The 11750-nt window shown below is 51.0% G+C and carries 8 protein-coding genes; 6 read left to right on the top strand and 2 right to left on the bottom strand.

The window, feature by feature from the left end; genetic code table 11:
- The first annotated feature begins 101 nt into the window (after positions 1-101).
- The 4 genes from QZ303_RS08335 to QZ303_RS08320 all read left to right on the top strand — a co-directional run bounded on the left by QZ303_RS08335 (position 102) and on the right by QZ303_RS08320 (position 9071).
- Positions 102-6299, top strand: a complete 6198-nt coding sequence (locus QZ303_RS08335) for a hypothetical protein (protein ID WP_295731615.1) — start codon at positions 102-104, stop codon at positions 6297-6299.
- Positions 6300-6491: 192 nt separating this feature from the next.
- Positions 6492-7055: a cob(I)yrinic acid a,c-diamide adenosyltransferase gene (locus QZ303_RS08330; protein WP_295731613.1), complete on the top strand. Its 564-nt coding sequence runs from the start codon at positions 6492-6494 to the stop codon at positions 7053-7055.
- 185 nt (positions 7056-7240) lie between these two features.
- Positions 7241-7462, top strand: a complete 222-nt coding sequence (locus tag QZ303_RS08325; protein ID WP_068961730.1) for a DUF2795 domain-containing protein — start codon at positions 7241-7243, stop codon at positions 7460-7462.
- A gap of 274 nt (positions 7463-7736) precedes the next feature.
- Positions 7737-9071, top strand: a complete 1335-nt coding sequence (locus QZ303_RS08320) for a site-specific integrase (RefSeq protein ID WP_295731608.1) — start codon at positions 7737-7739, stop codon at positions 9069-9071.
- Positions 9072-9229: 158 nt separating this feature from the next.
- Here the strand turns inward: QZ303_RS08320 and QZ303_RS08315 are convergent, their stop codons facing one another.
- Positions 9230-9826, bottom strand: a complete 597-nt coding sequence (locus QZ303_RS08315; RefSeq protein WP_295731606.1) for a hypothetical protein — start codon at positions 9824-9826, stop codon at positions 9230-9232.
- 186 nt (positions 9827-10012) lie between these two features.
- Entirely contained in the window at positions 10013-10567 is a 555-nt protein-coding gene (locus QZ303_RS08310; protein ID WP_295731603.1) for a hypothetical protein, read from the bottom strand.
- 285 nt (positions 10568-10852) lie between these two features.
- Here QZ303_RS08310 and QZ303_RS08305 point away from each other — a divergent pair, with 285 nt between their 5' ends.
- Together QZ303_RS08305 and QZ303_RS08300 are read left to right on the top strand one after the other, a co-directional pair.
- Positions 10853-11164 (top strand): nucleotidyltransferase family protein, encoded by a 312-nt coding sequence (locus tag QZ303_RS08305; RefSeq protein WP_295731600.1) that lies wholly within the window; start codon positions 10853-10855, stop codon positions 11162-11164.
- Positions 11157-11501: a HepT-like ribonuclease domain-containing protein gene (locus QZ303_RS08300; RefSeq protein ID WP_295731598.1), complete on the top strand. Its 345-nt coding sequence runs from the start codon at positions 11157-11159 to the stop codon at positions 11499-11501. Before QZ303_RS08305 ends, QZ303_RS08300 begins: the two co-directional genes overlap by 8 nt.
- The last annotated feature ends 249 nt before the right edge of the window (positions 11502-11750 follow it).

Below are 11750 nucleotides of genomic sequence, written 5' to 3'. Positions count from 1 at the left end.
TCGCACGATTTTTGTCCGCGAAGCTGAGGACACGGGCATTCTGTCGTGAGGCATCCGCATACAATCATTTTTAAGCTCCTCAGGTCAATCATTATCTACTTATGAGAAAAATCCCACCCATTTTAGTTTTGGGATTGTGCGCATTCGGCGTGCTTACATCCATGGGGCAGACGGTCCCTGTGTCGGCACATGCCCGGATGACCGCTGCAATGGAGGGCAATGCTCCGTCAGGCGGCATTGCGGTATCAGCCGGGTTGTCAGCCATCGAGACTCCCGCATTGCGTGTACAACCCGTCGGGCCACTTGTGTCGAAGAGGGGTGCATCCGGCTCGATTGCTGTAAAGAAGGCACCGGCCTCACGTGCTGCGACTGACATCAGCGGCTATTATGTAGGCACATATTCTGCATTGGCTTCATCAAGTTTTCCCGGTGGTTCTTCTATGCAAATTGTTCCGGACGCTGAAGGCGATTCACTGACTATCCGCCACTTCTGGAGCGCCAAAGACGTGCGTGCGTATTACGATAAGGCAGCCGGAACTGTATCAATCAAAAGCCAGTATATCCTTACTGACGAGAATCTCGGAGCGCTCAATCTCGCTATGACAAATCATGCGACAGGTGCGCCTGAATATGAGGAGCAGCTCGTGGGAACTGTCCTTGCCGACGGTACTATCGATTTCAGCGATGCCTGGTGGGGTGTCTATGTCCAGTCAGGTAAAGACAAGGATAAATTCGTGGGTGCTTATGACGGGCTTGTGCTCCGGAAGCCAAACGGCACGATGACCTATAAATCGACAAACTCGCAGGGTGTCGAGCAGACGATAAACAATTATGTCATCATTAATCAGACATCGCCAAATACGTTGTCGGTGTGCAATATCTTCGGACGTGGTCTGGAGGTCGAGGTCGTACTCAACAGGAATCGTACCGCAACGTTTGATAAACAAGTGGCTTTGATTAATTCCGCCGGTGAGTACGCGTTAATCAAATGCTTGGAATTCGATCAGGATGGTAACCTGACCAAATATTCTACCAAATTGACCACAGATATCGCCCCTGAAGGTGACGACACCCGGCTGAAATGGAACGACTGGTCGTTGCTCAATGCTTTGGCGAAAAGTTATGCCGGACGCCTCGGTGAAGCTGTGCTCAAAGCCGACAAGGCTTGGAGCTATCCTGCCTTGAATGTGAGCGGATTCGAAGGGAGCGGTACGGAGGCCGACCCGTATCTCATCAAATCGCTCGACCATCTGTTGCTGATGAGCGATGAGGTCAACAATGACCCCGAGCATATAGGAGGCAGCGGTTCGGGTGCCAACAGCCGTACATATCTCGGCAAGCATTTCGCGTTTGCCAACGACATCGACATGCAGAACTACCTGTTCACGCCTATCGGCAACTCCTGGTATCAGCGTTTTGCCGGATCGGTCGATGGACGCAACCATACTGTCAAAGGGCTTCGTGTCGAGTCGGAAGGAAACCAGTTCTCGGGACTTTTCGGAATGTGTGACACCACTACCGTGCTCAAGAACATAGTAGTGGAGTCACCCGTAGTGAAAGGGTCGGGCACATCTGCCGGGCTGGTAGCCTGGACGAATGGGTCTATCAGTAATGTCACCGTAAATAATCCCGATGTCTACGGAGGTGGTTCTGCCAGCGGCGGCATTGTTGGTATCGTTACCGGCCTCGTGTCAGATTGCCGTGTCAACGGAGGCGAGGTCGCTGCAAAGGGCTATCTCGGCGGTATAGCCGGCGAGGCTCATGGCGGTATGCGTGATTGTGCGGTCAACGGTACCCGCATATACGAGAGCGGCGTCAACTGTATGGCCGGTGGTGTTGTCGGCAATCTGATGGATGCCGACGGATCGGGCCTGTCGTTCTATGGACTGGTGGCGCCTCGTAATGTCGAGAGCGACGGTAGCCAGATGATAGGCGGCGTGGCAGGCGTGGTGCAGAACGTTACTCTGAGCAACTCATTTGCTGGCGGGGTTGTGCGCACGAATATGCCTGACTCGCAACTTGGCGGTGTCACCGGCGTGCTGTCGAGCGGAACTCTCGAGAACTGCTATTCTTCGGGGTTCGTATCTGTTCCGACGGCGATGGGTGGCGGCCTCGTAGGTCTTGTAAGGCTTGGCAGCTCGCAGAAACAGCCGCGTGTTGTCAATTGCTATACTTCGGCGACCGTGGATGTCAATACCTACAATTATGACACAGCCGGATGCCGGGAGGTTATCGGCACTATCCTGGACGGATCCAATACGGAGATTGTCAATGTGTACTACGACAAGCAGGTGACCGACTTCAAATCGACACGTTTCGGTGCCACTACGTCAGAGCTGACATCAGCTAACGGCCTGAAGGGTTTCAGTTCCGATGTGTGGACATTCACTGAAGGGGCTTATCCGCGCATCAAGTCGCTTGCCGACACCGAGGCAGCCCTGTTTACGGCTTCAGCCGTAGTGATGGGTAAGGATGATTCGTTCAAGAAACTTTCTAACAATACCCCTGTTACTGCCCTGGGTAATACAAAATTCTTATTTGCCAACGGCAAGAATCTGACCGCCGAGGGACATTATGCCAAAATAATCGATAATAAGACTCTTGAAATTGGCACCGAGTTCGGAGCAGATACACTTTATGTGGTAAACGGCGACGTGCAGACATTTCATCTTGTCGATATAGCTCCTATACCTTTCGAGGGCTCCGGTACAGCTGAATCGCCTTTCCTCATCAGAAATAAGGCCGATATGATTGCCCTTGGTGAGGCTACCTCTGCGAAAGGACAGACATTCCGTGACTTCCACTTCGCCATGACTGCCGACATAGACATGGAACATGATGAGGCATTCATCGGTATAAGCGTCTCAGATGATGTCCATAGCGCTTTTGAAGGCGTGTTTGACGGACAAGGCCATACAATTGACAATATTTCGATGAACAAGATTGTGTGGGCAACCAATCCGACCCCCACAAAGGATGGCAAACTAAACACCTCAGCCAGCAAGAGCTATGCCGGACTGTTTGGTCGTGTGGCCAAGGACGGCGTGGTGCGCAATGTAAATGTAGGAGCAGGATCTAAGTTCGTGTTCTATGGCTACAGTGGTGCCATTGTAGGAGACTTGTCAGGAAGAATCGAGAATTGCCGTAACTACGCCGATGTTGTCGGCTACAGTTCGTATATAGCCGGTGTTGCCGGGTATGTACAAAAGACGGCTATAGTGACCGGCAGCTATAACGCCGGAGATGTCCTCTGTGGCAATCTCGGAGTCGGTGGTATTGCCGGAAACAATTATGGTACTATCGACGGCTGTGCAAACACGGGAGACATTGCGGTCAAGGTGCTATGTACCAACTATGTTAAGAATAATAAGATGGCCGGCGGTATCGTCGGTACGAGCAACGGAGCCATTGTACGCAACTGTGTGAACTATGGTACTGTGTATGCCGAGAAGATTCAGGCCGGTGGTATAGCAGGCTCTATGGATGATTCGTTCACTACCGGAATCGCCAACAACGACATTGAGAACTGCCTTAATCTAGGCAATGTATATTGTGGTGACAAAGCGACTGTCGGTGCGGTGCTCGGACAGAAGGGTACGAAGGTCGTGAAGAACGTATATTTCGATGCGCAGACCATAGGTATCAAGGCCGGCGAGAACTCCGATGTGGAGAACATGTATGGACTTGAGACCTCCGCGTTGGTTTCCGGAGATGCACTTGACGGCCTTACGACAGATGCCTGGGACTACAAGTCAGGTGAATATCCGGCTCTGAAGATTTTTGCTTCCGAGGCCGAAGTAGCTGCGGCTCGCAAGGTAGTGGCCTTCGCAAAGTCCGGAGAGGTATTCACTGAGCTTGGCAGTGACGTTACTCTCGGTGAAGGCGTCGCATGGAGTATCGTTGAGGGAAGCTCGTTCAAGATTGATGGAAACAAGCTTGTTGTACCTGTCGGTGTCAAGGAGATTGAGGCGGATACTCTTGTAGCTGTAAACGAAGCCGGTGTACGTCGCCCGATTTTCGTTCAGGCGCTCCCTGCCATGCCTCTTGCCGGCGAAGGCACTGAAGCCGCTCCCTATCTTGTCGGCAACGCTGATGACTGGAAGGCTCTCGCCGACTATATGACCGGCACAGGCAAGACGCTTCAGGGTAAGTTTATAAAAGTGACTGCCGACATTGATTTCGGCGACACTGATCCCGTTCGTGTCGGTGCAAGTGAGGATGCTCCTTTGGCAGCCACATTTGATGGAGCAGGCCATATATTTAAAGGACTCGCGTTGAAGTCGAGCGCCAATCAAAAGAGCGCCATCTTCGGCATTATCGCAGCCGAGGGCACGGTGAAGAATCTTACCGTCGAAGGTAAACTTACGGCAACTCACACGCATGCAGCTCCTGTTGTCGACAAACTCTATGGAACACTTCAGGGTGTCACATCCAATGTCGTGGTATCGACCAATAAGGCTAATGCCTCTGGCGTGGCCGGATATGCTTATGAGGGTGCATTGCTTGATGGAGTGGTCTTTGGCGGCTCTGTCGAGAGCAACCAGACTTCTATAGGCGGTGTGGCTGCTTTGGCTGATGCCTTTGTCAATTTCAAGAATTGCGAGTTTAAGGGACGGATTAATCAGACCGGCTCTTACACAAAGGCCACCGAGGTCAAAATCGGCGGTATCTGCGGTGTGAGCGGAGCATCCACTTTCGAGGGATGCCTCAGCAATGGCGAGATTACTGTCGCCTCTCCCGAAAGAGCCACTGTGATAGGTGGTATTGTCGGAATAGCGAGCGGAGCCAAGGGTAAGACGCTATACACCTTCACCGGCTGCCGTAATGCCACATCTATAAGTGCAGCAGGCAAGATTGGCGGTATCGTTGGCGGTACGACGACTACTGCCGCAAACGCACAGTATGTGATGACCGACTGTTCCAACACCGGCGACCTGTCGGCGGAATCGACGAGTGAGCTATCTTCATCGCCCATTGCCGGTATTATTACCAACTGGACTCCAGGTTCGTCGTTTACCCGTTGCTATAACGAAGGTACAATCATATCCAACATGAACCGTTATGCCGCCGGTATAACAGGATATTACTACGGTACACCGGGCGCTACGGCCACTCCCCAGAGTGTGGAGTTCACTGACTGCTACAATTCGGGTATGATCGTATGTGATGCCAAGTATGGCTACGCGGCCGGTATCGCGGGTGCTATCAACGGCAAGGTCACGATGACCCGTTGCTACAACACCGGTGACATCGAAGGCACATGCCGGCTCGGTGGTCTCGTGTCGTATATCAATGGTGACGGCATGGTGATGACAAACAGCTACAATACGGGTAATGTCACCGCAAAAGCTGAGGCTGTAGGAGGACTTATAGCATATGGCACTACCACCAACGGTGTGGTCGAGGGATGCTGGAACTCCGGCAATATCTCGTCTACGAGCAGCGTACAGTCGATTACTCCTAATCAGGGGCCTGCATTCCAGATCGGAGGTCTTGCCGGCTATTGTGCCGCTACGTTCCGCAATTGCTATAATGTAGGCGCCGTCAAGGGCCTCGCCAATGTCGCAGGCCTCGTGGCCTGCCCGTCGGCGCAACGGACTACTAAATTCATCAATTGCTACAATGCCGGGAAGATTGATGCTCCTGCCGATTCGTGTGGTTCGATAATCGGAGTCAAATATCCCAACGACAAGTATTGGTCGACCGACAATGCTATCAACTCGATGGAGAACTGCTATTATCTCGACATAAACATGTCGGACAACGATGCGGCCTACACCGGTGCGAAGGCCGTGACACGTGCGCAGCTTGCGGCTCTCGACCTTGGTGACGGCTTTGCATCGGTCGATGACTACACCCATCCGGTGGTCAAGGAGTTCGCCGACCATAAAGTGGCGCTGTTCCACGCCGCAGAGCTTGTGCTCGCCGACGGCGATACGTTCGACAATGTTACCCATGGCTTCAATGTCGGTGGCGGCAGCGCCGTGACCTGGAGCAGCGACTGCGCCGACCTCGCATTTGACGGGGTGAATGCCTATTTCGCGAAGGCATTCACGGGCGCTGTCAAGGTGACGGCATCCGCAGGTGAGCTTTCGAAGTCTTACGAGCTTGTCGCAAACAATGCTACCTCGTCGATCGACAGTGTGGACGGAGATGACGCTGATGTGACCGACCGCCGCTACATTGACCTTACCGGTGTCGAGGTGCCCGCTCCTGCGGTAGCCGACGGCAAGGTATATGTTGTGGTCGAGACTCTCGTCGACGGTACTACCCGCACCACTAAGATTATCAACAAGTAGAAATCTTCTCGTCGGTGATTCCGGCGATTGAAAATCCTCCGACGGGCGCGCCATCATTGGTGCGCCCGTCTTTTTGTTGCGCTATATGTGGCAGTATAACATGCTTATATCTACCCGGTTGGCGTCCATGTGCGATTTGTTTTGGAATAATAGATAATTGTTTGTATATTTGCCGCCCAAATCAGCTAAGTCATGACAAAAAGCAAAGTTTACACAACTACCGGTGACACCGGCGCGACTTCGCTCGTCGGAGGCGTCAGGGTAAAGAAAACCGACATCCGCATTGAAGCTTACGGCTCGGTCGATGAGCTTAATGCCAATATTGGCGTGCTGCTTGCCATACCGTGTCTGCAGCCTGATGCGGTAGAACTCCTCCACCGCGTGCAGAACCGCCTCTTCAACATCGGTGCATATCTGGCTACTCCTAACCCTGACAATGCCATTACCCGCTGCCCGGGTCTCTCCGCCGAGAATGTGGAGAATATAGAGCAGGTTATCGACATGCTCGACGCGCAGCTTCCCCCGCTCACCAACTTCGTGCTTCCCGGCGGGACGCACCGTGCCGCCGTGTCACACGTATGCCGCACCATGTGCCGCCGCTGTGAACGCCGCATAGTGGCATTGGCCGACGTGGCATATGTCGACCCTAACGTGCTGCGCTACATCAACCGTCTGAGCGACTTCTTCTTCGTGCTCGCCCGCTTCAACAATGTCGACAACCAGACCGACGAGCGCTTCTGGGACAAGAATGTTTAAGAGGATTGCCGGCTTGCGGCTGTCATGCCGTAAATGGGCGGCCCAACCATCCTTTGGTCGAATTGCGGCGAGTCAACCGGCTTGATTTGCCGGACGATCGTTTCGGAGTATTTGCTTAATTGCTCTTAATCGGTTGAACCGCTATCCGGCTTGATACGTTAAGTAAACAATAAAAAACAAAGAATATGTACTGGACACTTGAATTGGCTTCAAAGCTTGAAGATGCTCCCTGGCCCGCCACCAAGGAAGAACTTATCGACTACGCCATGCGTTCAGGCGCTCCCCTCGAAGTGATTGAAAACCTTCAGGAAATGGAGGATGAGGGCGACACCTATGAATGCATCGAGGATATTTGGCCCGACTATCCCTCCAAAGAGGATTTCTTCTTCAACGAGGAGGAGTATTGAATTGATATATACCTCATAAACAAGGTGTTAGATGTTTTTATTGCGACATCTGACACCTTTTTTATTGCCTTTTACCGCGTTTTGGCGCAAAATACGATAGCGTAAAAATAGTGCACCGACATTTTTGTAATATCGCTCACGCCCAATGGGATGGGCTTCCCGGTCGCTTCCGACCATCCACAGGCAGCCATTGTAGACTTTTCCTCCTGCGTGTAATATAATATCGTAAAAATATCGTAACTTCGTGTAAAACCATAGAGGAGGAATATCAACCATGGGAAAGGCATCAAGGCCCTATCCGACAGGGCATCTCAGACTATACAAGACCAACCGGCATCGCGAGGGACAGCCCCTTGTGGTGCAGATAGAGTATGTGGTCAACTCCGTGCCTGTGCGCCGGGCATCGGGCGTGACGGTGATGGAACAGGACTGGGATCTGAAAGCCAACCGGGGTCGCGGCGGTCTGCGTCCCGGCTACGGGCAAGGCTACCGTGCGGTCAACAACAGGCTGATGAAGAGACTTGACTCGCTCGACGAGCAGGTGGCTCACTGGTGCGAGGAGCATAAGGGGCAGATGACCGCCGAGGTAATGAAGGCGTTCATTGACGGCACCCCGGCCACAAGGCCCGACAAAGGGATTGATTTCAGGGAGTTTGTGGAAACCCATCTCAGAAACGAGCTTGACCGGAGCAAGATAGGACAGAGCGTCTACCACAATGGCCTTAGCGCCATGAGAATGTTTGCAGAGTTTCTGAAATCGTGTGCCCTCGGTACATATGCCCCTGACAGGATATATGTGTCGGAAATCAGCACCGCTTTAATCGACAGGCACATACGGTGGAGAAAGGAAATCAAGGACAACAGCGACGAGACCATAAACCATGCGCTGACGCCTATTCTGAAAGGGTGTCAGCAGGCCATGATAGAGGGCTACATACCGGCGTCCCTTAATGCGGCGTTGCAAGGCATGAGGATTGCAAAGACAGTCTCGCTACAGAAAGACGAGGATGCAAACGTAAGGCATCTGTCAAAGTATGAGCTTCAGAAACTGATAGCGTTCCATGGTTCAGACACGGAGGCACGCAGGAAAGAATATATAGAGATGTTCCTGTTCGCCACATACGCCTGCGGGCTGCGCGTGATCGACATCATAACCCTGCAATGGTCAGACATAGACCTTGACAAAAAGACGCTCAACAAGATTCAGGTAAAGACCAAGAACCGCAACGTCGTGCCGCTGACCGCCCAGGCATCGGCCGTGCTTGACAAGTGGAAGGGCCGGCATCAGCGTTTTGTTTTCGGGTTGCTTCCAGATGATTTCAACCTTGACGACACAAAGTCATTATACCACATCCGTAACGCCAAGACACGCGGCATCAACCAGTCGTTGTCAGTAGCCGGAAACAAGGCAGGATTGGAATTTGCACTGACATTCCACGTGGCAAGGCATACTTTTGCAGTTTTAAGTTTGAACTCAGGGATGGAAATGACCATGGTAAGCCAGCTCCTCGGGCATTCATCGACAGAGATAACGGAGAAGGTCTACGCCCATTTCCTTCCGTCGAAACTTCGCGACGAGGTGCTGAAGATTGACCTGCCCTCCCTTTAGTCGGAATGCCGTTGTCATTGCAATACTTGTATAGTGCCGACCTGGATGTCTTTATACCATGCTCACGCGCATATTCAAGGTTATCTTTGACAGACTCATGGGGATTGTACCATGATGACATCTCACGATGCATGGGACTTTGGCTTATATCGTTGAACCTACAGTAGCGTTTGAGGGTGGAAAGGCTTACACTGACACCTTTCTCGCGGGCATAAGCTAAGTTTTCCGTTACCGATAGCTCCGGGTTGTACCACTTCTTGATTGAGGCATACATACATGAGAGCCTTCCGGGAGTGGGAAGCCCTTGAAATGCCGTGGTTACGGCAATATCCTGGAGAGGTTGTTATGCTTCCGGCTCGCATGGACTTGAAAACAATCTCGTCAAACCTGTCGTAGTACATCACGTCATAAGCCTTTCGCGCGATGAGTTCATATGACAACACACCGTCAGAGTTGTCATAGTAGAAGTGTACCCTGTGGACAAGGTTGAAGAACAGTTCCAGAAATGTGATGTCGGGCTTTATCTTACGTATGATGCAGCCGTCTATAAAGAGCCTGTTGCGCCTTTTCTCACCGTCTCGGAAGCGTCTCACGCAGCATTCGCCTTTGCGCCTGGAATAACGCACAAACAAAGAGAGATGATCCTCGGGAATCACACAGTAGCCTGATTCGTTGTAGGTCAGCTTCGACCACCGTATCAGCCTGATTGTACGTCCATAGAATTTCAGGAAGTCATCCACGCTGCTTCTCAGCATGCCAAGAGGCTCCTGTATGCTGTCAAGACAGTTTTTCCATTTTGGGTCATTAGAATTATATTGTTTTGGGTTATTACGGGGTATATTATTAATATTATAGGAGAGTTGTTTCTGAACTGGTTTTGTGGGGACATAAGCCTTGTACTTTGGCGCAACAGGCAGCAGTGAATCTTTGTAGGCAACTATCTAATCAAAGTCCGTGTCATCAACAGGCAGGTCGGATACAGAGGAATATATGCGGTTTGACCGGAGCACCAGCGCATTGCGGTCAGTGCCGTTCATCAGCTGTGACAAGGTTTTTCCACAATGGTCCCTGGTGTGTTCCAGCCCTGTCATACGGCATATCTTCTCATACATCTGGGGCAAACCTCTCTGGCTGAGATGTTCCTTGAACACATACACCAGCCTGTAACGAAATTTTCCCTCTTTGCCGTTGGAAAATGTCTCGTATGCAAACGTCGGCTTTAGCTGGCATTCATTGAAGAATGTTGCAAGGTCTATATCAGAATCATCGACATCAATGCTCACAACCTGTGAGTAGAGGAATTTAGCGTTCCTGCGGTCGTTGCGAAAGTAAATATGACAATAGCTGTATCCGCATCTTACCAGCGACACGAAATTGTCAAGGCCCACGGTCTGTTTGCGCCATACCATACGCCGGTAGTCCACTCCTGTAGGTTTGGCCGTGAAACCCCGGTCGGAAACTGTCACATCGAATTTAAAGTTGGGAAGTATCTCCATTTAATTTAAAATATTGACTTTATAAATTATATATGGATCTTCCCCGTAAGTCTGCCGGGCAGACATAAAGCAAGCCCGGCATCGGTTCCTTTGACCGGTGCCGGGCTTTCCGTGTCAAAATAAAAACGTGTCAGAATAATCTTGTGTTATTATCCTGACACGCTATGCTTTTCGCGTTGAAACAATCTTTTAGATTATTTTGATGCAGCCGGCTTCGATTGGAGGCGCAGAAAACACGGAATATCAAAAATTTGTTGTATATTTGCACGTGAAGCACGGAATCGTATGAAACTTATTGAAATCAATCTCCACCGCATTTTTGAGCTCTGTAAGAAATACAGGGTCAGGAAACTGTATGTCTTCGGATCTATACTTACCGACAGGTTCAGCGAGGACAGCGACGTGGACTTTGCTGTTGATTTTGACAAAGAGGCCATCAACCGTGACAACATGGACTGGGCAGATCTTTTTTTCGATTTTCTTCATGAGATGGAGAGCCTGCTGAAACGCAAGGTCGATATGGTCTTTGACGGCAACATAACCAACAGCGTTTTCCGCAAAGAACTGGACCGTACAAAACGACTTGTCTATGGATGAGAGAGTCACAAAATATCTCATCGACATCAGGAACGCGATAGCCGAGATTGAAACCGCATCGGAGGCCCGTTCCAGAGAATTCGAGGTTTTCGTTTCAGACTTCGTGTTCCGCAAGTTCGTAGAGCGCGACATAGAGATTATAGGTGAGGCCATGAACAGGGTGTTGAGAATAAATCCTGAAATCAACATAACATCCGCCCGAAAGATTGTGGACACACGTAATTACGTGATTCATTCCTACGACTCCCTCATCCCGGAAATCCTATGGGCAATCGTAGTGAATCACCTGCCCTGTCTCAAGGCAGAGGTGGACAGTCTTCTGGCCGGGAATCTTTAACCATGCGTCTGGTGGTAATGACATCTTCCGAGGTTATTTCTACGTTCCGGAGCAGTTTCAGCTCAATATCGGTGAGGTCTGTGCCTTTCAGTTTTCCAGTTTCATAGCGAGGAGTCGGGATACCTCGGTTTCGTAAACGGCGCTCAGTTCTGAGACTGTGGTTTTAATCCGGTAATTCCGGAACAGGTTGAATAGGAATTATTACTGTCCGCTAAACCATAAATCAGAGAGTCCAACATCTTGAAAGGC

This window comes from uncultured Muribaculum sp. (assembly GCF_910583865.1).
Lineage (GTDB): Bacteria > Bacteroidota > Bacteroidia > Bacteroidales > Muribaculaceae > Muribaculum.
This window is presented reverse-complemented; position numbering and strand designations above follow the sequence as displayed.

Excerpts from the sequence above, each read along its gene's own strand:
- QZ303_RS08335 (WP_295731615.1), top strand. The coding sequence starts at position 102 with ATGAGAAAAATCCCACCCATTTTAGTTTTGGGATTGTGCGCATTCGGC.
- QZ303_RS08330 (WP_295731613.1), top strand. The coding sequence starts at position 6,492 with ATGACAAAAAGCAAAGTTTACACAACTACCGGTGACACCGGCGCGACT.
- QZ303_RS08325 (WP_068961730.1), top strand. The coding sequence starts at position 7,241 with ATGTACTGGACACTTGAATTGGCTTCAAAGCTTGAAGATGCTCCCTGG.
- QZ303_RS08320 (WP_295731608.1), top strand. The coding sequence starts at position 7,737 with ATGGGAAAGGCATCAAGGCCCTATCCGACAGGGCATCTCAGACTATAC.
- QZ303_RS08315 (WP_295731606.1), bottom strand. The coding sequence starts at position 9,826 with ATGCTGAGAAGCAGCGTGGATGACTTCCTGAAATTCTATGGACGTACA.
- QZ303_RS08310 (WP_295731603.1), bottom strand. The coding sequence starts at position 10,567 with ATGGAGATACTTCCCAACTTTAAATTCGATGTGACAGTTTCCGACCGG.
- QZ303_RS08305 (WP_295731600.1), top strand. The coding sequence starts at position 10,853 with ATGAAACTTATTGAAATCAATCTCCACCGCATTTTTGAGCTCTGTAAG.
- QZ303_RS08300 (WP_295731598.1), top strand. The coding sequence starts at position 11,157 with ATGGATGAGAGAGTCACAAAATATCTCATCGACATCAGGAACGCGATA.